General features: G+C 71.4%; 22 protein-coding genes. 12 read left to right on the top strand and 10 right to left on the bottom strand.

Annotated features, from left to right (window positions below; translation table 11 throughout):
- The 3 genes from ABZS97_RS09115 to ABZS97_RS09105 all read right to left on the bottom strand — a co-directional run bounded on the left by ABZS97_RS09115 (nt 1) and on the right by ABZS97_RS09105 (nt 2,659).
- On the bottom strand, nt 1–1,254 hold the full coding sequence (locus ABZS97_RS09115; protein ID WP_356135313.1) for a histidine kinase: 1,254 nt from the start codon (nt 1,252–1,254) through the stop codon (nt 1–3).
- A gap of 158 nt (nt 1,255–1,412) precedes the next feature.
- Nucleotides 1,413–1,886 carry a GNAT family N-acetyltransferase gene (locus ABZS97_RS09110; RefSeq protein ID WP_356135311.1) on the bottom strand — a complete coding sequence of 158 codons (474 nt, stop codon included), beginning with the start codon at nt 1,884–1,886 and terminating at the stop codon, nt 1,413–1,415.
- Complete coding sequence (locus ABZS97_RS09105; protein ID WP_356135309.1) at nt 1,886–2,659, bottom strand: IclR family transcriptional regulator; 774 nt, start codon at nt 2,657–2,659, stop codon at nt 1,886–1,888. Before ABZS97_RS09105 ends, ABZS97_RS09110 begins: the two co-directional genes overlap by 1 nt.
- A 162-nt stretch (nt 2,660–2,821) precedes the next feature.
- Here ABZS97_RS09105 and ABZS97_RS09100 point away from each other — a divergent pair, with 162 nt between their 5' ends.
- Together ABZS97_RS09100 and ABZS97_RS09095 are read left to right on the top strand one after the other, a co-directional pair.
- Nucleotides 2,822–4,351 (top strand): aldehyde dehydrogenase (NADP(+)), encoded by a 1,530-nt coding sequence (locus tag ABZS97_RS09100; RefSeq protein WP_356135303.1) that lies wholly within the window; start codon nt 2,822–2,824, stop codon nt 4,349–4,351.
- 105 nt (nt 4,352–4,456) lie between these two features.
- A complete protein-coding gene (locus ABZS97_RS09095) occupies nt 4,457–5,065 on the top strand; it encodes a DUF1349 domain-containing protein (RefSeq protein ID WP_356135301.1) in 609 nt (202 codons plus the stop codon).
- Between the two features lie 15 nt (nt 5,066–5,080).
- Here ABZS97_RS09095 and ABZS97_RS09090 read toward each other — a convergent pair whose 3' ends face one another.
- On the bottom strand, nt 5,081–6,478 hold the full coding sequence (locus ABZS97_RS09090) for an MFS transporter (protein WP_356135299.1): 1,398 nt from the start codon (nt 6,476–6,478) through the stop codon (nt 5,081–5,083).
- Nucleotides 6,479–6,548: 70 nt separating this feature from the next.
- Between ABZS97_RS09090 and ABZS97_RS09085 the strand changes: the two genes are divergently transcribed.
- From ABZS97_RS09085 to ABZS97_RS09065, 5 genes are all read left to right on the top strand, one after another.
- Nucleotides 6,549–7,556 (top strand): helix-turn-helix domain-containing protein, encoded by a 1,008-nt coding sequence (locus ABZS97_RS09085; protein ID WP_356135297.1) that lies wholly within the window; start codon nt 6,549–6,551, stop codon nt 7,554–7,556.
- 61 nt (nt 7,557–7,617) lie between these two features.
- Nucleotides 7,618–8,337: a DsbA family oxidoreductase gene (locus ABZS97_RS09080; protein ID WP_356135295.1), complete on the top strand. Its 720-nt coding sequence runs from the start codon at nt 7,618–7,620 to the stop codon at nt 8,335–8,337.
- A gap of 83 nt (nt 8,338–8,420) precedes the next feature.
- Complete coding sequence (locus ABZS97_RS09075) at nt 8,421–9,524, top strand: aminotransferase class V-fold PLP-dependent enzyme (protein WP_356135293.1); 1,104 nt, start codon at nt 8,421–8,423, stop codon at nt 9,522–9,524.
- A 45-nt stretch (nt 9,525–9,569) separates the two neighbouring features.
- The gene (locus tag ABZS97_RS09070) at nt 9,570–10,184 is read left to right on the top strand and encodes a sigma-70 family RNA polymerase sigma factor (RefSeq protein WP_356135291.1); all 615 of its coding nucleotides are present in this window, start codon (nt 9,570–9,572) and stop codon (nt 10,182–10,184) included.
- Nucleotides 10,185–10,242: 58 nt separating this feature from the next.
- Nucleotides 10,243–11,313 (top strand): maleylpyruvate isomerase family mycothiol-dependent enzyme, encoded by a 1,071-nt coding sequence (locus ABZS97_RS09065; protein WP_356135289.1) that lies wholly within the window; start codon nt 10,243–10,245, stop codon nt 11,311–11,313.
- A 44-nt stretch (nt 11,314–11,357) separates the two neighbouring features.
- Here ABZS97_RS09065 and thpD read toward each other — a convergent pair whose 3' ends face one another.
- From thpD to ABZS97_RS09035, 6 genes are all read right to left on the bottom strand, one after another.
- On the bottom strand, nt 11,358–12,251 hold the full coding sequence (gene thpD / locus ABZS97_RS09060; RefSeq protein ID WP_356135287.1) for an ectoine hydroxylase: 894 nt from the start codon (nt 12,249–12,251) through the stop codon (nt 11,358–11,360).
- Between the two features lie 6 nt (nt 12,252–12,257).
- Entirely contained in the window at nt 12,258–12,662 is a 405-nt protein-coding gene (locus ABZS97_RS09055; protein WP_356135285.1) for an ectoine synthase, read from the bottom strand.
- Between the two features lie 36 nt (nt 12,663–12,698).
- Entirely contained in the window at nt 12,699–13,973 is a 1,275-nt protein-coding gene (ectB, locus tag ABZS97_RS09050) for a diaminobutyrate--2-oxoglutarate transaminase (RefSeq protein WP_356135283.1), read from the bottom strand.
- A 13-nt stretch (nt 13,974–13,986) separates the two neighbouring features.
- A complete protein-coding gene (gene ectA, locus ABZS97_RS09045; protein ID WP_356135281.1) occupies nt 13,987–14,547 on the bottom strand; it encodes a diaminobutyrate acetyltransferase in 561 nt (186 codons plus the stop codon).
- Nucleotides 14,548–14,909: 362 nt separating this feature from the next.
- Nucleotides 14,910–16,010 (bottom strand): aminotransferase class V-fold PLP-dependent enzyme, encoded by a 1,101-nt coding sequence (locus ABZS97_RS09040; RefSeq protein WP_356135410.1) that lies wholly within the window; start codon nt 16,008–16,010, stop codon nt 14,910–14,912.
- Nucleotides 16,011–16,142: 132 nt separating this feature from the next.
- Entirely contained in the window at nt 16,143–16,478 is a 336-nt protein-coding gene (locus ABZS97_RS09035) for a hypothetical protein (protein ID WP_356135279.1), read from the bottom strand.
- A 170-nt stretch (nt 16,479–16,648) separates the two neighbouring features.
- Between ABZS97_RS09035 and ABZS97_RS09030 the strand changes: the two genes are divergently transcribed.
- The 5 genes from ABZS97_RS09030 to ABZS97_RS09010 all read left to right on the top strand — a co-directional run bounded on the left by ABZS97_RS09030 (nt 16,649) and on the right by ABZS97_RS09010 (nt 21,430).
- Complete coding sequence (locus ABZS97_RS09030) at nt 16,649–17,500, top strand: transporter substrate-binding domain-containing protein (protein WP_356135277.1); 852 nt, start codon at nt 16,649–16,651, stop codon at nt 17,498–17,500.
- Nucleotides 17,497–18,330: an amino acid ABC transporter permease gene (locus tag ABZS97_RS09025; RefSeq protein ID WP_356135275.1), complete on the top strand. Its 834-nt coding sequence runs from the start codon at nt 17,497–17,499 to the stop codon at nt 18,328–18,330. Before ABZS97_RS09030 ends, ABZS97_RS09025 begins: the two co-directional genes overlap by 4 nt.
- A complete protein-coding gene (locus ABZS97_RS09020; protein ID WP_356135273.1) occupies nt 18,327–19,118 on the top strand; it encodes an amino acid ABC transporter ATP-binding protein in 792 nt (263 codons plus the stop codon). The genes ABZS97_RS09025 and ABZS97_RS09020 overlap by 4 nt, the downstream gene beginning before the upstream one ends.
- A gap of 25 nt (nt 19,119–19,143) precedes the next feature.
- Nucleotides 19,144–20,235, top strand: a complete 1,092-nt coding sequence (locus ABZS97_RS09015; RefSeq protein ID WP_356135271.1) for an amidohydrolase family protein — start codon at nt 19,144–19,146, stop codon at nt 20,233–20,235.
- Nucleotides 20,236–20,533: 298 nt separating this feature from the next.
- Nucleotides 20,534–21,430 carry an SCO1860 family LAETG-anchored protein gene (locus ABZS97_RS09010; RefSeq protein WP_356135269.1) on the top strand — a complete coding sequence of 299 codons (897 nt, stop codon included), beginning with the start codon at nt 20,534–20,536 and terminating at the stop codon, nt 21,428–21,430.
- Nucleotides 21,431–21,526: the final 96 nt, after the last annotated feature.

Below are 21,526 nucleotides of genomic sequence, written 5' to 3'. Positions count from 1 at the left end.
TCATGGGCATGTTTCTCCGCTCAGCGGAAGGCGTGCGCGCAGGCGCCAGACGCCGCCGGTGGCTCCCGCCTCGACCGTGCCGCCGAGGAGGCGGGCCCGGTCGGTCATGCCGCGCAGGCCGTGGCCGCCGCCCGGCCGGGAGAGCGGCCTGGACGACGCCGGGTTGTCGACGGTGATGCTCAGCTCCGCGTCGTCCCGGGCGAGGCTCAGGGTGACGGGGCCCTCGGCGCAGCCGTGCTTGAGGGCGTTGCTCAGCGCCTCCTGGATGATGCGGTAGGCCTCGCGGGAGAGCAGTGGAGGCAGCCGCGCACAGTCCGGTTCGCCGGCGACGGTGACGCGCAGGCCGCCCGCGCGGGTGCGGCGCAGCAGGGCGTCCAGGTCGGCGAGGGTGGGCGCGGGAGCCGTCGCCCGGTCGTCACTCTCTCTCAACACGCCCAGCACGGCGTCCAGTTCGCCCACGGTTCGGCGCGTGGTGTCCTCGATGGCGGCGAGTGCCTCGCGGACGAAGTCCAGGTCGGTGTCCAGGACACGGCGGGCGGCGCTCGCCTGCAGGGTGACCGCGCTGAGGGCGTGGCCGACGGAGTCGTGCAGTTCGCGGGCGAGCCGGTTGCGTACGGCCAGGTCGGCGGCGCGCCGCTCGGCCGCCGCGAGCCGGTCCTCCGGTGTGGGCCCGAGCAGCCGCGGCGCCCAGCGGGCCAGCAGCCGGCCGGACACGGCGGCGCAGGCCGCCAGCGCGATCAGCGAGGCGACCCCGACGACCGGCGAGAGCGCCAACGCCCAGGTGTGGTCGAGGACTTCGGGCAGGTCCAGCGGTGAGTCACGCAGCCATGAGACGACCGGAAGGGCGATCAGCACGGCCGCGAACGGCGGTACCGCCAGTGACATCCCGCTGATGACCCCGCCGAAGCCGAGGTGAAGCGTGAACCAGGCGGCGGTGCGCCGCCGGGCGGGCCAGGTCCGTGCGGGCCCGTCGGCGAGCCGGTCCCCGTCGATCCCGTACAGCGCCCGTACCGCCGCCGCCGACATCGGCCGCGTCAGCGGGAACAGCGCGGTGATCGCCGCGAGCGGCAACCCGGCGGCGAAGGAAAGGAGTTGCAGCGGCAGCGAGTTGAACCCGTACCGCGCGCCGAGCAGCGGCCCCACGACGACCTCCCCGACGAGGACGTACGGCATCGCGAGCGCGCCCCCGAGGATCAGGTGCACCCACCGCCGCCGCGCCCACCGTCCGAGGAGGAACCGGGCGAACCCGCTCACGTGGTGGAGCGGAGGGGCGTGGGGTCGACGGTCATCGGGCCAGCGTAGGTGAGGTTCACCGGCGTCGTCGGGCGGTCGGAGATGTCGTCGACGCCGGTGAGCGGGGCCGACGCCACTCGCACCGCCAAGGCGGGCCGGCGCCGCCGCACCCTCCGCGCTCAGCCCTCCAGCGTGAGGACGACTTCGGCTGTCTCCTCGCCGCGGGCCTCGGCGTACCCGCGACCCTCGGCGGCCTGCCGGAACCCGCACTTCTCCAGCACGCGCCGCGACCCGGAATTGTCCGCCGCCGCGCGGGCGTACAGCGGGCGTTCGGGGACCTCGACCAGCAGTGCGCGCAGCGCCGCCGTCGCGATGCCGCGGCCCCAGTACGCCCGGTCGATCCAGTAGGTGACCTCGCGCTCGCCCGGCTCGCCGTACACCGCCGCGCTGCCCACCACGTCGCCGTCCGCCAGGACGGTGCGCGCCAGTACGTCGGACGAGGTGCGGATGCGCTCCCAGTGGGCGTCGAAGGCGCCCCGGTCGGCGGGGTCCCTGGCGGTGAAGGCGGCCATACGGAGCGACTCCGGGTCGTTCGTGTGGCGGTAGAAGACCGGCAGGTCGCTGTCGTGGACCGCGCGCAGCACGACATCCATCAGAGCCTCCGGGTCGCCAGGGTGAGCCGGTCGCGGGCGTCGAACAGCGCGTCCTTGACCATCTGCTCGTGCGCCGGCGTCAGCCGCGCCACCGGCACCGAGCAACTGATCGCGTCGCGGGCCGGTGTGCGGTAGGGGATCGCCACGCCGAAGCAGCGCAGGCCCAGCGTGTTCTCCTCGCGGTCCACCGCGAAGCCCTGCTCCCGCACCTGGTGCAGCTCCTCGACGAGCTTCTCCCGGTCGGTGATCGTGTGCTCGGTGAGGGCCGGCAGCGTCTCCGGGAGCAGCTTGCGGACCTGCTCGTCGGTGTGGGTGGCGAGCAGCGCCTTGCCCAGGGAGGTGGAGTGCGCGGGCAGCCGGCGGCCGACCCGGGTGAACGGGCGCAGGTAGTGCTGCGACTGGCGCGTGGCGAGGTAGACCACGTTGGTGCCGTCGAGGCGCGCCAGGTGGATCGTCTCCGTGGTGTCGTCCGACAGCCGGTCCAGGGTGGGCCGGGCCGCGGCCACCACCTCGTCGCCGTCGATGTAGGACGTGCCGACGAGCAGCGCCCGTACGCCGATGCCGTACCGCGTGCCCGTCGCGTCCGTCTCGACCCAGCCGAGCTCCACGAGCGTCCGAAGCAGCATGTACAGACTGGACTTGGGATATCCGACGGCCTCCTGGACCGCCGCCAGGGAATGCATTCCGGGCCGACCGGCGAAGTACTCCAGCAATTCCACGGTCCGTACCGCGGACTTGACCTGCGCCCCGCCGCCTGTCTCGCCTGCCGACATCGCGCTTGACCCCCTCGTTGTACGGGAAATAGTCTCCGCATCATATTCACCATCAGAGACAGCGTTCAGTATATCGAACAGCCCTGGTCGGTGACATAGAAACTGAGCGACAGTAAATACTGCGGTGAAAGAACTGCGGCATCACATCTGGAGGAACCCGCGGTGGCAGCAGCACCAGTCTGGAGTGTCGACCCCCGAACCGGGAAGCAGCGCGAGCAGGTTGCGGTGGAGGCCACAGCCCAGGAGGTGGACGAGGCCGTCCGCGCCGCGCACGCCGCGCGTCCCGCACTCGCCGACCGCGCCGTGCGCTCGGCCTTCCTGCGCACCGCGGCGGAGTTCCTGGAGGGCGCCAAGGAACTGCTCGTCGAGGCCGCCGACGCGGAGACCGCGCTCGGCCCGGTCCGACTGACCGGCGAACTCGCTCGCACGTGCTATCAATTGCGGTCATTTGCGGACATCGTGGACGAGGGTGAGTTCCTCGGCGTGGTGATCAACCACCCCGACGACACCGCGACCCCGCCGATCCCCGACCTGCGCCGCTACAAGGTGCCGCTGGGCGTCGTCGCCGTCTACTCGGCCTCGAACTTCCCCTTCGCCTTCTCCGTCGCCGGCGGCGACACCGCGAGCGCGCTGGCGGCCGGGTGCCCGGTCGTCGTCAAGGCCCACCCGGACCACCCGGGGCTCTCCGAGCTGGTCGCGGCCACGCTGCGCCGGGCCGCCGCCCAGTACGACATCCCCGCCGGGGTCGTCGGCCTCGTGCACGGCTTCGAGGCGGGCGTCGAGCTGGTCAAGCACCCGCTGATCACCGCCGCCGGGTTCACGGGCTCCATCCGCGGCGGCCGCGCCCTCTTCGACGCGGCGGCCGCCCGTCCGGTCCCGATCCCCTTCCACGGCGAGCTGGGTTCCCTGAACCCCGTCGTCATCACCGAGGCGGCCGCCGCCGAGCGCGCCGAGGCGATCGGCGCCGGACTCGCGGGCTCGATGACGCTGGGCGTCGGCCAGTTCTGTGTGAAGCCGGGCCTGGTCCTGGCGCCGGCCGGCGCGGCGGGCGACCGCTTCCTCAAGTCGCTCACGGACGCCGTCAGCGACACCAACGCCGGGGTCCTCCTCGACCACCGCATGCGCGACAACTTCATCGCGGGTGTCGCCGAGCGCGCCGAGCTCCCCGACGTGGAGGCCCCGGTGACCCCGGGCGCGGGCGGCGAGCACACGGTGAGCCCCGGCTTCCTGACCGTCCCGGCGCACAAGCTGACGGCCGAGGGCGTGCACGACCTGCTCCTGGAGGAGTGCTTCGGCCCGCTCACGGTCGTCGTGCGCTACGAGGACGACGCGGAGGCGGGCGCGGTCCTGTCCCGTCTCCCGGGCAACCTCACCGCGACCGTGCACCTCTCCGCGGAGGAGGCCGCGGGCGAGGGCCGGGGCGCCGAGATCCTCGCCGAGCTGACCCCCCTCGCCGGACGCGTCCTGGTGAACGGCTGGCCGACCGGTGTCGCCGTCGCCCCCGCCCAGCACCACGGCGGCCCGTACCCGGCGACGACCTCCACCTCGACCTCCGTCGGCGGTACGGCGATCGAGCGCTGGCTGCGCCCGGTGGCGTACCAGGGCGCACCCGAGGCGCTCCTCCCGCCGGAGCTGCGCGACGACAACCCGCTGGGCCTGCCGCGCCGTTACGACGGCGTGCTGGAGCGCTGAGCCGGGCGACCCCGGAGGGACAGGGGATTCACGGAAACTCCACGTAACCTCACGAAAATCCACGAGTACTCCGCCAGAACCGCTCCGACCTGGGACACTCGCTCAATGGACGTGGAACTTCCCGAACTCCCTTTCCCGCTGCGGACCTACGGCCCCGACGGGCACTGGTCCTACGAGGGCGGAGTACTCACCGGCTGGGCGGGCGCGCGGCAGGACCGCTTCGTGCCACCCACCGGTGAGGCCCTCGACCCCGCCTCCGACGCCCCCCGACTGCTGGGAGCGCCGGAGGGGGACTTCCAGCTGATCGCCCGCGTCACGGTCGGCTTCGCGGCCTCCTTCGACGCGGGGGTCCTGTACGTGCATACGGGCGAGCGGGCCTGGGCCAAGCTCTGCCTGGAGTACTCCCCGGACGTGCCCACCGTCTGCACGGTCGTCACCCGGGGCCACTCCGACGACGCCAACTCCTTCAGCGTGGACGGCAGTTCCGTCTGGCTCCGAATAAGCCGCACCGGCCGCGCCTTCGCCTTCCACGCCTCCCGCGGCGGCAGCCACTGGACCTTCGTCCGTCTCTTCACCCTGGCCGACGAGAAGGAGTCCGCCGCGGCTCTGGTCGGCTTCATGACCCAGTCCCCGATGGGCGAGGGCTGCGTCGTGACGTACGACAACGTGGAGTTCCGCCCGACGTGGCCGAAGGACCTGAGAGACGGCAGCTGATCTCAACCCGTCCCGCTACCGCCGCACCCGCAACCCCACCGTCCCCACTGCCGTCACCGCGAGCAGCCCCGCACTCAAGCCGAGACTCCACCGCAGCCCCGCCTCGAAGCCGCCTGCGACCAGCGCGCCGAACACCGCGATGGCGAGCCCCCCGGCCACCTGCCGGGCGGAGTTGAGCACACCCGCCGCAAGCCCCGCCCGCCCCGAGGGCACCGCCTCCATCATCGCGGCCGTGAGCGGCGGAACCGTCAGAGCGCACCCCAGCGCCACCGGCACCAGAAGCAGCGCCACCACGACCGCCGGAGTCGACGAGTCGACGTACAGCAGAACGAGCAGCCCCGCGGCGGCCAGCGGCTGCCCGAGCAGCATCGGCATCCGCGCCCCGTACCGCCCCGCCAGCTTCCCCGCCGCGATGTTCGTCACCGCGATCAGCCCCGACATCGGCAGGAACAGCAGCCCCGCGTACAGCGCCGACTTCCCCTGCACCTGCTGGAAGAAGAGCGAGAACAGGAACACCACCCCGTAGAACGCCACGCTGCACGCCGCGCCCGCCGCGACCAGCACGCTGACGTTCCGGCTGCGGAACAGCTCCAGCGGGACGACCGGATGCGGCTGCCGCGCCTCGATCCGCAGGAAGACGGCCGCGGCCACCCCCGCCACGACGAGCGCGACGGCCCCTGTCACCCCGCCCTCGATGACCGCGAAGGTCAGTGCCGTCAGCGCGACGACGGCGGTGAGCTGGCCCGGCAGGTCCAGCGGTGCGGGACGCCGTTCGGAGCGCGGCGCCCGCAGCAGCAGCGCGAGCGCCACCGCGCCCAGCGGCAGGTTGATGAAGAAGATGCCCCGCCAGTCCCAGACCGTGGTCAGCGCGCCGCCCGCGACGGGCCCGAGCGCCACCGCGAGCGATCCGCCGGCCGCCCACAGCGCGACGGCCCGTGCCCGCTTCGCGGCGTCCGCGTAGGCCTGCCGCACCAGGGCGAGCGACGCCGGCAGCACCACGGCCGCGGCCGCCCCCTGTGCCACGCGCGAGGCGATCAGCACCGGCAGATTCGGGGCCAGCCCACAGGCCGCGGACGCCACGGTGAACACCGCCACCCCGATGCCGTAGGCCCGGCTCGCCCCGGCCCGGTCCGAGAACGCCCCGGTCGACAGCATCAATGCCGCGAACGCCAGCGTGTAGGCGTCCACGACCCACTGGAGCCCGGACATCCCGCCGCCGAACGCCTCGCCGATCGCCGGGAGCGCCACGTTCACCACCGAGGCGTCGAGCGTGATCAACGCGAAGCCGAGCAGGGCCGCGACGAGGGTGAGGGCGGGGGAGGGGGCGGGAGCGGAGGCGGGCGTCAAGTCTCCATCTCTGGAGTCGGGTTGAGTGCCCGCCGTGGGGCTTTCGAGAGCCGGGTCAGTAGCCATGCCCTCATGCTGGGGATGATCGGCGTCGTACAGTAGTGGCCCGAATGCCATACGTCCGGAGGTTCTGGCCATGCAGAGGACACCGCGTCGCGTTGCCGTCGTCGCGCCCTCCCCGGTGTCGATGTTCAACCTGGCCATCCCCGAGCTGCTCTTCGCCAAGGCCGAGGTGGACGGGGCCCCGGGATACGAGGTGACCTTCTGTACGCCGGAGCCGGGCCCCGTCGCCACCACCGGCGGGCTCGACCTGTACGTGGCGCGCGGTCTGGACGCCGTGGGCGACGCGGACACCATTCTGGTCGCCGGCACCGGAAAGCGTTACGCGCCCGATCCCAGGACCGTGACCGTCGTCCGCGAGGCCGCGGCCGCGGGCAAGCGCGTCGCCTCGATCTGCAGCGGTGCCTTCGTGCTCGCCGAGGCGGGCCTGCTCGACGGGCGCAGCGCCACGACGTACTGGGAGCTCGCGGACGAGCTGCGCAAGCGGTACCCGGCGCTCGACCTGAAGGGCGACGTCCTCTACGTGCAGGACGGCGACATCATGACCTCTTCCGGGTACGCCGCCGGAATCGACCTCTGCCTGCACATCATCCGCACCGACTACGGCGCCGCCGTCGCCAACCGGGTGGCCCGCCTCGCCCTCGTCGCACCCGTACGGCCCGGTGGCCAGACCCAGTTCACGCAGACCCCGCTCCCGGCGGAACGGGGCAACGTCTGCGCGGACACCCGCGGCTGGGCGATGCGCAACCTCGACAAGCCGCTCACCCTCACCGACCTCGCCCGGCACGCGGGCGTCAGCGTGCGCACCCTCACCCGCCGCTTCCACGCCGAGAGCGGGGTCAGCCCCCTGCAGTGGCTCCTCCACCAGCGCATCGAGCGCGCCAAGGAACTCCTGGAGACGACCACCCTCCCCATGGACCAGGTGGCCAGATCCTGCGGTCTGGGCACCGCCGACTCGCTGCGCGCCCACCTGGTCCGCCGCACCGGCCTCACCCCGAGCGCGTACCGCATCCAGTTCAGCCGTCTGGAAACCGAAGCCGCCGCCATGCCGTCCGCCCGCAGGGGAATGAACCCGGCTGCTTGAACGTTCATGCAGTCGGCGGAGGGTGTCTCCGCGCCCCTGTGACCTGGAAAGAAGTCTGAGAATGCGCGTCGAGATCTGGAGCGACATCGCCTGCCCCTGGTGCTACGTGGGCAAGGCCCGCTTCGAGAAGGCGCTCGACGCCTTCCCGCACCGTGACGAGGTCGAGGTGGTGCACCGTTCCTTCGAGCTCGACCCGGGACGCGCCAAGGGCGACATCCAGCCAGTGATCAAGATGCTGACCAAGAAGTACGGCATGAGCGAGGCGCAGGCGCAGGCCGGCGAGGAGAATCTCGGTACGCAGGCCGCCGCCGAGGGCCTCGCCTACCGCACCCGGGACCGCGACCACGGCAACACCTTCGACATGCACCGCCTCCTCCACTTCGCCAAGGAGCACGGCAGGCAGGACGAGCTGATCGGCCTGCTGTACAAGGCGAACTTCGCCGAGGAGCGGACCGTGTTCGACGACGAGGAGCGGCTCGTGGAGCTGGCCGTCGCCGCCGGTCTCGACGCCGACGCGGCCCGCAAGGTCCTCGCCGACCCCGCCGCCCACGCCGACGCCGTGCGCGCCGACGAGCGCGAGGCCGCCGAGCTCGGCGCGAACGGCGTCCCCTTCTTCGTCCTCGACCGCAAGTTCGGCGTCTCCGGCGCCCAGCCCGCCGAGGTCTTCGCACAGGCGCTGACCCAGGCATGGGGCGAGCGCCCGCCGCTGCAGATGGTCCAGGACGGATCCGCCGACGCGGAGGCCTGCGGTCCCGACGGCTGCGCTGTACCGCAGCAGTGACCCCGCACGGAACCTGGCGGTGAAAAGTGCAGGTCAGGACCGTCGTATAAGCGCTGCTTAGGGAATCCACGTAAAACTCCGCAATGGACGGGGAGTTCGCGGACCCGCAGAGTAGTGCCATGGAGACCGTCGAGAGTTTCGAGAGCCTCGTCCGAGCCGAGTTCGCCCCGAAGAACACCTACCTCAACACCGCGAGCACCGGTCTCCTGCCGGTGCGCGCGGTGGACGCCATGCGGGCAGCCGTCGAATCCGTGGCGGCCGGGCAGCCGCAGGACATGTTCGCGGACGTGGAGGCGGCACGGTCCGCCTTCGCCCGGCTGGTCGGCGTCCCGGACAGCCGGGTCGCGGCGGGCGCCTCGGTCGCCGTCTACACCGGCCTGATCGCGGCCTCCCTGCCCGCGGGCGCCGAAGTCCTCACCGCCGAGGCCGACTTCACCTCCGTCGTCAACCCCTTCCATGTGCGCGGGGACCTCAAGGTCCGCACGGTGCCGCTGGAGGCCGTCGCCGAGTCGGTGCGCCCCGGCACGGCTCTGGTCGCGGTCAGTGCCGCGCAGTCCGCGGACGGCCGGATCGCCGACCTTCCCGCGATCCGCGAGGCCGCGCGCACGCACGGCGCCCGCACCTACATCGACGCGTCCCAGGCCGCCGGGTGGCTGCCGGTCGACGCGGACGCCTACGACTACGTCTCGTCCGTCGCCTTCAAGTGGCTCGTCTGCCCGCGCGGCGTGGCTTTCCTGGTCGTCCCGGAGGACCTCGGCGGGCTCACCCCCGTCTTCGCGGGCTGGGTCGCGGGCGAGCACCCCTGGGACAGCTGCTACGGCCCGGTCGAGGAACTCGCCCACTCCGCACGGCGGTTCGACGAGAGCCCCAGCCTGTTCTCCTACGCGGGCGCCCGGCACTCCCTCGAACTCATCGAGCAACTCGGGGTGGACACCGTGCAAGCCCACGACCTCGCGCTCGCCGACCGCTTCCGCGAGGGGCTGCACGGTCTCGGTCACGAGCCCGTCCCCGCGCCGGGCTCGGCGATCGTGTCGGTGCCCGGACTCGGCCGCCGTCAGCCCGAGTTGAGCAGCGCGGGCATCGAGGTCTCCGACCGCGCGGGCAACCTGAGGGCTGCCTTCCACCTGTACAACACGCCCGCCGATGTGGACCGGCTGCTGGACGCCCTGTCCGGTCTGTCCGGCTGACACCCTGGCGCCGGCCGCCCGGGAACGCTAGGAAGGCACCACGAGGTGGTGGTGCCGGTGGAGCCTACGGCCGAGCAGTCCGCGAGGCCGGCCGTCGACGCGGAGTTGCATCGACGGCTGGTGTACGGCGACGAGTCCGCGCTGGGCGAGGTCTACGCCGCGTACGGCGGGCTCGTCCGGCGCGTCGCCGCCCGTGTCACGCGCAGCCCGGCCGCCGCGGAGGACGTGGCGCAGGAGGTCTTCGCCCAGTTGTGGAGCAGGCCGTACGCCTTCGACGCGCGCCGCGGCTCGCTGCGCACCTGGCTGTCCATGCTCGCCCACCGGCGGGCCGTGGACTGGGTGCGCAGCGAGGCCCGGCACCGCAAGGCCGGCGCCGACGACGCGGCGCTGCACGCCATCCCCGACGCCGGGCCCGGCCCCGACGAGACGATCGTCGACCGCGAACGCTCCCTGCTGCTGCACACCGCCCTCGCCGAACTCCCCGAGCCCCAGCGCGAGGTGGTCCACCTCGCCTACTTCGCGGGCCGCACCTACCGGCAGGCCGCCCACGAACTCGGCATCCCCGAAGGCACGGCCAAGACCCGGCTGCGGTCCGCCCTGCGCAAGCTGGCGGAATCCCTCGCCGAGCCACCGGACCCGGCGTGGGAGAGGGGCGCGTGATGGCGGCGCGGGCAGGATGCGGGACAAGGCCGGCCACGGCCTGGAAGGGCGGAGCACGATGAGCACCGAGCACGAGCACGTACGGGAGCTGCTGGCCGCCTGGGCCGTCGGCGCGCTGCTGCCCGCGGACGAGAGGCGGGTCCCGTCGCACCTGGCGGAGTGCGAGTCCTGCGCCGCGGAGGCGCAGCGGCTGCGCGAGACGGTACGGCTGCTGGACGGGCACCACCGGGCGGACGGGGGCGCGGCCGGCGCCGCCGCGGGGCACCCGACACAGCCCGGCGGCGCCTCCCGCACCGACGGCCCCGCGAGCGTCCTCGCCCTCGCCCTGCGCTCCCGTCCCGCCGCTGCGCGCGTCGCCCCGTACGCGGCGCCCTACGCCGGAGCGGTCAGCGGACTGCGGGCGCTGCTGCGGGAGTTGACGGACCGCGGCGCCTGGGGGACCCCGGTCGTCCACGACTGGGACGTGCACGGCACCGTCGCCCATCTGATCGCCGCGGACGAACCACTGGCGCGCCGGCTCGGGCTCGGCATCCGGGTCCCGGACGTGCGCAGTGCCGAGGAGGCGTCCTGGGAGGAGGCCTGGACCGCCCGGACCGCCGACGTGATCGCGTACGAACACGGGCGTGACCCCGAGCAGACCCTCACCACCTGGGCCGAGCAGGCGAAGGCACTGCTCGCCGCACCCGAGGCACGGGATCCCGAACTGGCCGCGCACGCAACGATGTTGATGGGCGTACGGCTGCCGGTCGCCGATCACTTCGTCGTGCGGGCCTTCGAGACCTGGATCCACACCGACGACATCGGCCGCGCCCTCGGTGTTGCCGTGCCCCCGCCGCCGGCCGCGCACCTGGCGCAGCTGGTCCGGCTCGCCGTCCGCATCCTCGGCCTGGCGCTGGGCCCCGACGCGCCCCCGGTGCTCTTCGCGCTGGCCGGGGGCGACGCCGACGCCCAGTGGGTGCTGGGCTCGGAGGACGAGCCGGTGCGGGCCGAACTCGTCCTGGATCCGGTCGACTTCTGCCTGCTCGTGGGCGGACGGTACGCGCCGGAGGAGGTACCGCGGGGTGCCACGGGCGACGCGGCCGCGGTCCAGCTGGTGCTGGAGCGGGCCGCGTCGCTGGCGTGGCTGTGAGACTCGGCGGCGCACGGGCGTGAGGTCCCGTGCGCGCGAAGCACTCACCTCACGGGGGTGAAGTCCCTCGCCCCGATGAACTCCGGCCGGCGCACCGGTGCCGCGAACGGGTCCACCGCCGCGTTCTCCACGCTGTTGAACACGATGAATACGTTGCTGCGCGGGAACGGCGTGATGTTGTCGCCCGATCCGTGCATGCAGTTGCAGTCGAACCAGGTCGCCGAACCGGCCCTGCCCGTGAAGAGCTTGATGCCGTGCCGGGTGGCGAACCGGGTGAGCGCCTCGTCGGACGGTGTGCCCGCGTCCTGCATCTGGAGGGACTTCTTGTAGTTGTCCGTCGGAGTGGCCCCCGCGCACCCGAGGAACGTCTTGTGCGACCCCGGCATGATCATGAGGCCGCCGTTGGTGTCGTGGTTCTCGGTCAGCGCGATCGACACGGACACCGTCCGCATGTTCGGCAGACCGTCCTCGGCGTGCCAGGTCTCGAAGTCCGAGTGCCAGTAGAAGCCACTCGCGCCGAAACCGGGCTTGACGTTGATCCGCGACTGGTGGACGTACACGTCCGAGCCGAGGATCTGCCGGGCCCGCCCCACCACGCGCTCGTCGCGCACCAGCCGGGCGAACACCTCGCTGAACCGGTGCACCTCGAAGACGGAGCGGATCTCCTGCGACGTCGGCTCGATGATCGACCGCTCGTCGGCGCGGATCGCCGGATCGGTGACGATCCGCTCCAACTCCTTGCGGTAGACGGTGACTTCGTCGTCGGCGAGGAGCTCCGGCTCGGCGAGGAAGCCGTCACGCTCGTACGTCCGCAGCTCGGTCGCCGCGATCGGGCCGGGCGTGCCCGGGGCACCCCAGACGACCGGGTCCTGGCGCGGCAGGGACACCTCGGTGGCGCCGCGGCTGGGATACAGGTCGGTGATCGTGGTCACGGTCATGGAACTTCAGACCCCCTCGGGTTCGGTGAGCAGCGGGTAGACGCCGTTCTCGTCGTGGTCCTCCCGTCCGGTGACGGGAGGGTTGAAGACGCAGACGCACCGGAAGTCGGTCTTGGGGCGCATGGTGTGGCGCTCGTGCCCGTCGAGGAGATACATCGTCCCCGGCGTGATCCAGTGCGTGTCGCCGGTCTCGTCATTGGTCAGCTCGGCCTCGCCCTCCACACAGAGCACGGCCTCGATGTGGTTCGCGTACCACATCGACGTCTCCGTACCCGCGTACAGAGTCGTCTCGTGGAGGGAGAAGCCGACGCGCTCCTTGGCGAGCACGATGCGCTTGCTCTCCCAGGTGCCGGATTTCGCCTTCACATGGCGGTCGGTTCCCTCGATGTCCTGGAACGATCGGACGATCACGGTGAGTTGCTGCCTTTCTTGTGGTGCCTACGCTGGTCAGGCGACCGTCTCGCGGACGGCGCGGGCGAGGGTGCGCAGTCCCTCGTCCAGTTCCTCGGGCGTGATGGTGAGGGCCGGGAGCAGTTTGACCACCTCGCTCTCCGGGCCCGAAGTCTCGATGAGCAGCCCGAGTTCGAAGGCGCGCCGTGCGATGCGCTCCGCGCGCTTCTTCTCCTTGAACTCGATGCCCCAGACAAGTCCCCGGCCCCGGTACTCCTTCACGTCGGCGAGGTTCTCCTCGGTGATGGAGATCAGCGCCTGCTCGACCTGCTCGCCGCGCGCGCGGGTCTGCTTCTCCATGGCGGAGCCGTCCGCCCAGTACGCCTCCAGGGTGGCGGCGGCCGTCACGAACGCGGGGTTGTTGCCGCGGAAGGTGCCGTTGTGCTCGCCCGGCTCCCAGATGTCCAGCTCGGGCTTGAACAGGCACAGGGACATGGGCAGCCCGTAGCCGCTGATGGACTTGGACACGGTGACGATGTCCGGCGTGATCCCCGCCTCCTCGAAGGAGAAGAACGCGCCCGTACGTCCGCAGCCCATCTGGATGTCGTCGACGATGAGCAGCATGTCCTGGCGCTCGCACAGCTCGGCGAGGGCGCGCAGCCACTCCGGGCGGGCGACGTTGATGCCGCCCTCGCCCTGCACGGTCTCGACGATCACGGCGGCGGGCTTGTTGAGCCCGGAGCCCTGGTCGTCCAGGAGCCGCTCGAACCACAGGAAGTCCGGGACCTGGCCGTCGAAGTAGTTGTCGAAGGGCATCGGGGTGCCGTGCACGAGCGGGATGCCCGCACCCGCCCGCTTGAAGGCGTTGCCGGTCACGGCGAGCGAGCCGAGGGACATCCCGTGGAAGGCGTTGGTGAAGGACACGATGGCCTCGCGCCCCTTCACCTTCCGTGCCAGCTTCAGCGCGGACTCGACGGCGTTGGTGCCCGTGGGCCCGGGGAACATGACCTTGTAGGGAAGATCGCGCGGCCGCAGCACCAGGTTCTGGAACGACTCCAGGAACGCGCGCTTGGCGGTGGTCGACATGTCGAGCCCGTGCGTGACGCCGTCCCGCTCCAGGTAGTCGATGAGCGCGCGTTTCAGCACCGGGTTGTTGTGGCCGTAGTTGAGCGAGCCGGCGCCCGCGAAGAAGTCGAGGTAGGCATGGCCGTCCTCGTCGAACATCCGGCTGCCCTGCGCGCGGTCGAAGATGACAGGCCAGCCGCGGCAGTAGCTGCGCACCTCCGACTCCAGGGTCTGGAAGACACTCAGGTCCGGCTGGGTGATGGTCACAGCGAATCGCTCCTCAGCGAGAGGTGGGGTGCGGCAGGGGGCCGATGCGGTACAGGACTTCGGGGTCGTGCGCTTCGTGCGGGCCGGCGGGGAACTGCCCGGCGTCGAAGAGGACTTCACGCTCGACGCCGGCCCCGTGGCGTGCGGCGAACGAGGTGAAGAGACGCTCGGAGGCCGTGTTGCCCGGCGTGATGGTGGTCTCGACGGAGGTCAGCGTCTGCTCCGCGGCGACGCGTGCGGTCAGCCCGTCGAGCATCGCCGCGGCGAGCCCGCGGCCCCGGTGGCCGGCGTCGACGGCCACCTGCCACACGAGCAGGGTGCCCGGACGCTCGGGCCGGACGTACCCGGTGACGAAGGCCACCGGCGTTCCCTCCTCGTCACGCGCCACCACCGAGGTGCCGGCGAAGTCACGGCACCACAGCAGATAGCTGTAGGAGGAGTTCAGGTCGAGAGTTCTGGAGTCCTTGGCGATGCGCCAGAGTGCGGCCCCGTCCGCCACCTCCGGACGGTCGATCCGCAGGCCCTCCGGCATTTCCAGGAATTCCGCTTGCAGGTCTGCTTGTGCGGCGGTCATGCGGAGTGAATTTACCTAGGGAAAGTTCAAATTGCATCGCCGGATAGGGTTACGTCCGGCGCCCTCGTCTGTTATCACGCGGGCGCGCACATCCGCGCGGCCGCTCGCCGGTTTGCCCGTGTTTGCCCGGGAAATCCAGGATAAAGTGGACGCATTGTGGAGTGCGTCACAGCCATGTAATCACCACGAGACCTGCCCGAATTAAGTCGGTTGGCGTTCGCGAAATCTTTGCGTTTAGCCTTGCCGAAAGCGGGCAGAAGAATGCGGGAAGCTGCACTCATTCAAATTCGTGGATAAGCGGGTGAAGAAGACGGGTGAATTCCTTTGATTTCACGGAGAGGAATCCACCCGCGTCGGATCTGTCACACCCGGACCTCCGCCACGGCCCGCCGGGCCCCCTCCGGGTCGACGGCCGCCCCGGCCTCGGCCAGCGCGGCGCCCAGCGCGGCCAGGCAGGAGTGCACGACACCCCGCGTCGCATCGGGGCCGTAGTGGTTCACCCGGATCATCTCCTTCGCGAGCGCCCCACCCCCGGCCGCCAACGGCAGCACCGGGTCCGCGGCGAGCGCCCGGGCGACCAGCTCGGACGCGTCGATCCCGACCGGCGCCCGCAGCGTCGTGGCGACGGGGGCTGCGTCCCCCGCCTCGTACACATACGGCTCAAGCCCGCCGCCCAGCGCGAGCGCCCCCGCCCGGGTGGCCGCCGCGGCCGAGGCGTGGCGGGCCATCACCGCGTCCAGGCCCTCGCCCTCGATGCGCTCGACGCACGCCTCCAGCGCCAGCATCTCCAGTTGGGCCGGAGCGTGCAGCAGCGCCTTGCGCCCGCCGTCGACCCAGCGCTCCTTCCAGTCGAGCAGCGACAGGTAGGACCGTCGCGGAGCGTCGGGGTTGGCGGCCATCCGCGTCCAGGCCCGCTCGCTCACGGAAACCGCCGACACACCCGCGGGCCCGCCCATCGCCTTCTGCGCCCCGATCACGCACAGGTCGACACCCCACGCGTCCGGCAGCACGGGCTCGGCCCCGATCGAGGCGACGGCGTCGAGGTAGAAGAGCGCACCGTGCTCCCGTACGGCCTCACCGATCTCCGCGACGGGATTGGTGTTCCCGGTCGCCGCCTCGGCGTGCACCAGCGACACGAAGTCGATCTCCGGGTGCGCGGCGAACGCCTCCCGGATCTGCGCGGCCGTGACCGCCGTGTGGAAGGGCACCGCCAGATCGATCACCCTCGCCCCGCAGTCCCGCAGCCAGTTCCCGAAGGTCTGCCCGTACGGGCCGGTGATGACGTTGAGCGCCGTCGTGCCGGGCCCGGCGGTGGCGCGGATGGCACCCTCCAGGGGCAGCAGCGCCTCGCCCTGCATGATCACGACGTCCTGCTCGGTGGAGAGCAGCCGCGCCACCCGGTCCTCGATGGCGGCGAAGTGCGCGGCGCTCAGCGGCGCCAGGTCCAGGAAGGGGTGGGTCACGGCGGTGCTCTCTTCGTTCACGGGTTCCGATACGCGGTGCGCCGTGCGCGGACGCGCAGGTACGCGAGTTCGAGCCTAACCGGCGGTTCCGCAAGCCCCCGGAGGCACAGGGTGCGGGGGATGCACGAAAGGTCAGCGTCGGCGCCCGAGGCGACCGGCCCGGCGGCCGCGCCGGCGCCATGGCCGTCGCGGGCGCAGCCGCCGCTGCGCCGTGCCCGCCTCGCCGTCGTCCCGCGGCCACCGGTCGTCGGGCGACAGGAGGGGCGCCCTGCGTTCCGTCTGCGCCTGGATCTCGTGGTGGGACTCGTGCGCCGTCACCCGGAACGCCTCGTCGTGGGCGGCGAGGGCCGCGCCGATCGCCGCACCGGCGAGGCCGCGGCGGCGCACCACGGCCGCCAGCCAGGTGAGAAGACCCAGGACCACGGCGAGGCACCCGCCGAGTATCAGGTAAGGAGCCGCTGCGCTCATGCCCCCGGAGCCTACGTCCGCGCACGGCGCCCCGGCCCGGCCCGGGCCGCTCCGCGGCGCCCGGACCGACGGGTTCTGAGGCCATCCGGCTCAGCAGCCATCGGATTGATTTGAGGGACTCAAACAAATCCTTATAATCGGAACCCTCAGTTCCCTCACAGGAGGTCCCCGTGAACTCGGTCCTCGGACGCCGGACACGCATTCTGGCCGCCACCACCGCGACGGCCGGGCTGCTGCTCGTGGCCGGCTGCTCCTCGGACGACGGGGGCGGCAAGAAGACCACCGCGGGCGGCGTCACGCTCGTCAAGGGCGGTCAGCTCACCACCTGCACGCACCTCCCTTATCCGCCGTTCCAGTCGGAGAAGAACGGCAAGTACGAGGGCTTCGACGTGTCGCTCATCGACCTGGTCGCCAAGGACCTGGGCGTGAAGCAGGAGATCGTCGACACGCCCTTCGAGAACTTCAAGACGGGTGCGTTCCTCAACTCCAACCAGTGCGACCTCGCCGCCGCAGGCATGACGATCACCGAGGAGCGCAAGAAGAACGTCGACTTCTCCGACCCGTACTTCGACGCCACTCAGGCCGTCCTGGTCGACAAGAAGAGCGGCGTCAACTCCCTTGCCGACGTGAAGTCCAAGGGCGTCAAGCTCGGCACCCAGGCGCAGACCACCGGCGAGGACTACGCCAAGAGCAAGGGCTTCGACCCGGTCTCCTTCGAGTCCTCGGACGCGGTCCTCAACGGCCTGCGCACCGGCCAGGTCAAGGCCGTCATCATCGACTACCCCGTCGTGCAGGGCTGGCTGAAGGACAAGGCCACCGCCGACGCCTTCAAGGTGGTGGACAACCTCAACACCGGTGAGCAGTACGGCTTCACGGTGAAGAAGGGCAACACCAAGCTCGTCGCCGCGATCAACAAGGCGCTCAAGAACGCGAAGGCCGACGGCACGTACAAGAAGCTGTACGAGAAGTGGATCGGCCCGTACGACGCGAGCGCCGCCTCCGCCTCTCCGTCCGCCTCATGAGTGGAGCCGACGCACAAGTCCAGCCCCGCAAACGCGGCCTGACCCGACGTCAGAAGCGCGCGGTCTCGCACGGCATCCAGTACGCCGTCTTCGTCGCCGCCGTGATCGCCTTCGCGGTCACGGCCGACTGGGGTCAGCTGAAGAACCAGTTCGCCCAGACCGACCTGGCCAAGCAGATGTTCCCCGACATCATCACACTGGCCCTGAAGAACACCGTGCTCTACACGCTGTCCGGCTTCGCCGTCGGCATGGTGCTGGGCATGGTCATCGCCCTGATGCGGTTGTCCCCTGTGGGCCCCTACCGCTGGCTCGCCGGCATCTACATCGAGATCTTCCGCGGTCTGCCCGCCCTGCTGATCTTCGTCTTCGTGGGCGTCGCCGTGCCGCTGGCGTTCCCGGGCACCCAGATCCCCGGCGGGACGTACGGCAAGGTCGCCCTCGCGCTAGGCCTGGTGGCGGCCGCGTACATGGCGGAGACGATCCGCGCGGGCATCCAGGCGGTGCCCAAGGGGCAGATGGAGGCGGCCCGTTCGCTGGGCTTCTCGCATGCCCGGGCGATGGTCTCGATCATCATCCCGCAGGCCTTCCGTGTGGTGATCCCGCCGCTCACCAACGAACTCGTCCTGCTCTTCAAGGACTCGTCGCTGGTGCTGTTCCTCGGTGTCACGCTGGAGGAGCGCGAACTGACCAAGTTCGGCCGCGACCTGGCGAGCACGACCGCCAACTCCACGCCGATCCTGGTCGCGGGCCTGTGCTACCTGCTGGTCACGATCCCGCTCGGTTTCGTCGTACGCCGCCTTGAGGCGAAGGCCGGGGAGGCCACCAAGTGAGCAACGCCGAGATCCGAGTGAAGGACCTGCACAAGTCCTTCGGCGACAACGAGGTCCTGCGCGGCATCGACCTGGAGGTCGGCCAGGGCGAGGTCGTCTGCGTCATCGGCCCGTCCGGCTCCGGCAAGTCGACCCTGCTGCGCTGCGTGAACCTGCTCGAAGAGCCCACCAAGGGCCAGGTTTTCGTGGGCGGCACCGAACTCACCGACCCCGACGTCGACATCGACGCCGTACGCCGCCGTATCGGCATGGTCTTCCAGCAGTTCAACCTCTTCCCGCACCTGTCGGTGACCGAGAACCTCACGCTGCCGCAGCGCCGCGTCCTCGGCCGCGACAAGGCGCAGGCGGCCGAGGTGGCCGACCGGAACCTGCGGCGCGTGGGGCTCTCCGAGAAGGCGGACGCGTACCCGGCATCCCTCTCCGGCGGGCAGCAGCAACGGGTGGCGATCGCCCGCGCGCTGGCCATGGGCCCCGAGGTGATGCTCTTCGACGAGCCCACGTCGGCGCTCGACCCGGAGCTCGTCGGCGACGTACTCGCCGTGATGCGGATGCTCGCGAACGAGGGCATGACGATGATGGTCGTCACGCACGAGATGACGTTCGCGCGCGAGGTCGCCGACCGCGTCGTGTTCATGGACGCCGGTGTGATCGTCGAGGACGGCACGCCCGAGCAGGTCATCGGCAACCCGGCCCACGAGCGCACCCGGCACTTCCTCTCCCGGCTCCTGGATCCCGCCATGGCGGACGTGGAGGAGGAGACGTCGGACCAGGTCGGCAAGGAAGAGTAGAACGCCGCTCACTAAGGTGCCCTTCATGAGCGATCGCACGATTCTGCACGTGAAGGGACGGGTGCTCGTCGGACCCGACGACATCCGGGACGAACTCTGGGTCGTCGGCGGAAGGATCTCCTACGAGCGCCCCGCCGGCGCCCGCGACGTCCGCACCGTCGAGGGCTGGACGCTGCCCGGCCTCGTCGACGCGCACTGCCACGTCGGCCTCGACTCGCACGGCCCGGTCCCGGACGACGTCTCCGAGAAGCAGGCGCTGACCGACCGCGAGGCCGGCACCCTTCTCGTCCGGGACGCGGGCTCGCCCTCCGACACCCGCTGGATCGACGCCCGCGAAGACCTCCCGAAGATCATCCGTGCCGGTCGCCACATCGCCCGTACCCGCCGCTACATCCGCAACTACGCCTGGGAGATCGAGCCCGAGGACCTCGTCGCGTACGTCGCCCGGGAGGCCCGGCGCGGTGACGGCTGGGTGAAGCTGGTGGGCGACTGGATCGACCGCGGCACCGGCGACCTGAGCGCCTGCTGGCCCCGCGCGTCGGTCGAGGCGGCGATCGCGGAGGCCCACCGCCTCGGCGCCCGCGTCACCGCGCACTGCTTCGCCGAGGATTCCCTGCGGGACCTCGTCGAGGCGGGCATCGACTGCGTCGAGCACGCGACCGGCCTCACCGAGGACACCATTCCGCTGTTCGCGGAGCACGGGGTCGCCATCGTCCCCACCCTCGTGAACATCGCGACCTTCCCGCAGCTCGCGGCCGGCGGTGAGAGCAAGTTCCCGCGCTGGTCGCAGCACATGCGACGGCTGCACGCGCGGCGCTACGACACCGTGCGCGCCGCCTACGACGCCGGGATCCCCGTGTACGTCGGCACCGACGCGGGCGGCTCCCTCGCGCACGGGCTCGTCGCCGGTGAGGTCGCCGAACTGGTCACCGCCGGGATCCCGCCCGTCGAGGCGCTCTCCGCCACCACATGGGGCGCCCGCCGATGGCTCGGGCGCCCGGGCCTCGACGAGGGGGCACCCGCGGACCTCGTCGTGTACGACGGGGACCCGCGTGCGGACGTACGGGTCCTCGCGGCACCGCGCCGCGTGGTGCTGAACGGGCGGGTCGTGAGCTGAGCCCCCGGCTCACGGCGATGCTGTGCGGTTCCTCCATGGGTTGACGGAGCGTGACGGACCGGGGAGCCGGCTCGTTGAGCATCTCTCCCCGCACTCCCGCCCGCGCTCCGGATCGTCAACCGGCGTGTTCGGCAAGGGACGTTGAGTGAGTGACTGTGGGGAACGTGCGTGCCTTCGTAATCGAAGACATTCACGGATACACCACGTTGGAGTGAAGTGGCGTCAGGTTGCTGACTGTTCACTCTCGGTGCGTAATTCTTGCCGGGTCCCGAGCTTTTCTCTTATGGGGGTCCCACCCTTGAACAGCAACAACTTCCGCATGCCCGCACGCCGTTTCGCCGTCACCGCGGCGGCCACCGTCCTTGCCGCGGGTCCTGCGGTGCTGGCCGGTGCGGGCTCCGCCCACGCGACCACCGACCACGGTCGTGCGAGCGCCGTCGTGCTGCGCACCGGGCTCGACGTGTCCCTGCTCAACAAGTCCGTGAACGTTCCGCTCACGCTCTCCCTCAACGAAGTGCAGGCGCCGCGCAGCGCCGGGAAGACCGCGCTCACCGCGCAGTTGGACGGGGTCGACGGCGGAAAGCCGTTCAGCGTGCTGCGCGCCGACGTCGCCACCGCGCACGCGACGGTCACCCCGGCCGGAGCCGAGGGCTCCACCAACCTCGCCCACGCGGCGCTCCATGTCCCCGGGCTGCCGCTTCTCTCGCTCATCGAGGTCGAGCAGGTGACCTCGAAGGCGACCTGCGAGGCCGGCAGGAAGCCCGTCGCCTCCGCGAACCTGCTGGGCTCGGTCACCGTCCTCGGCAAGAAGGTGACCCTGACCGCCGGGGGACCCACCGAGGTGAAGGTCCCCGGGGTCGGCGAGGTCCGTCTCGACCTCTCCAAGACGGAGACCACCTCACGCACGGCGGCCGCCTCCGCCCTCGAACTCAACGTCTCCATCAACCCGTTGAAGCTGAACGTGGCGGAGGTGGAGGGGACGGTCACCCTCGCGGGGGCGACGTGCGAGGCGCCGGACGCGGCCGCGCCGAGTGCCGATCCCGGGTCCGGCGTCGAGCCCCAGGGGGCTCCCGCCGAGGCGAACCTCGCCGAGACCGGGGGCTCGTCGATGACGCCGTACATCGCCGGCGGCGCGATCGCGTTGCTCGCGGCGGGCGGGGGAGTGGTGGCGCTGGCGCGCCGCGGGAGGGGGTGACGGTTTTCGCCCCCTCCGCCCCTTCCCTTCCCGTGTTCCGGGGCTCCGCCCCTGGACCCCCGCTCCTCAAACGCCGGAGGGGCTGATTCTCAGCCC

The sequence above is a fragment of the Streptomyces sp. NPDC005485 genome, assembly GCF_040606085.1.
Lineage (GTDB): Bacteria > Actinomycetota > Actinomycetes > Streptomycetales > Streptomycetaceae > Streptomyces.
This window is presented reverse-complemented; position numbering and strand designations above follow the sequence as displayed.

Bases quoted from the DNA above. Each gene is read 5' to 3' on its own strand.
- ectA (WP_356135281.1), bottom strand. From the start codon at position 14,547: ATGACCGCCGCACAAGCAGACCTGCAAGCGGAATTCCTGGAAATGCCG.
- ABZS97_RS09110 (WP_356135311.1), bottom strand. From the start codon at position 1,886: ATGGATGTCGTGCTGCGCGCGGTCCACGACAGCGACCTGCCGGTCTTC.
- ABZS97_RS09065 (WP_356135289.1), top strand. From the start codon at position 10,243: ATGAGCACCGAGCACGAGCACGTACGGGAGCTGCTGGCCGCCTGGGCC.
- ABZS97_RS09075 (WP_356135293.1), top strand. From the start codon at position 8,421: ATGGACGGGGAGTTCGCGGACCCGCAGAGTAGTGCCATGGAGACCGTC.
- ABZS97_RS09080 (WP_356135295.1), top strand. From the start codon at position 7,618: ATGCGCGTCGAGATCTGGAGCGACATCGCCTGCCCCTGGTGCTACGTG.
- thpD (WP_356135287.1), bottom strand. From the start codon at position 12,251: ATGACCGTGACCACGATCACCGACCTGTATCCCAGCCGCGGCGCCACC.
- ABZS97_RS09105 (WP_356135309.1), bottom strand. From the start codon at position 2,659: ATGTCGGCAGGCGAGACAGGCGGCGGGGCGCAGGTCAAGTCCGCGGTA.
- ABZS97_RS09015 (WP_356135271.1), top strand. From the start codon at position 19,144: ATGAGCGATCGCACGATTCTGCACGTGAAGGGACGGGTGCTCGTCGGA.
- ABZS97_RS09085 (WP_356135297.1), top strand. From the start codon at position 6,549: ATGCAGAGGACACCGCGTCGCGTTGCCGTCGTCGCGCCCTCCCCGGTG.
- ABZS97_RS09035 (WP_356135279.1), bottom strand. From the start codon at position 16,478: ATGAGCGCAGCGGCTCCTTACCTGATACTCGGCGGGTGCCTCGCCGTG.
- ABZS97_RS09095 (WP_356135301.1), top strand. From the start codon at position 4,457: ATGGACGTGGAACTTCCCGAACTCCCTTTCCCGCTGCGGACCTACGGC.
- ABZS97_RS09090 (WP_356135299.1), bottom strand. From the start codon at position 6,478: ATGGCTACTGACCCGGCTCTCGAAAGCCCCACGGCGGGCACTCAACCC.
- ABZS97_RS09025 (WP_356135275.1), top strand. From the start codon at position 17,497: ATGAGTGGAGCCGACGCACAAGTCCAGCCCCGCAAACGCGGCCTGACC.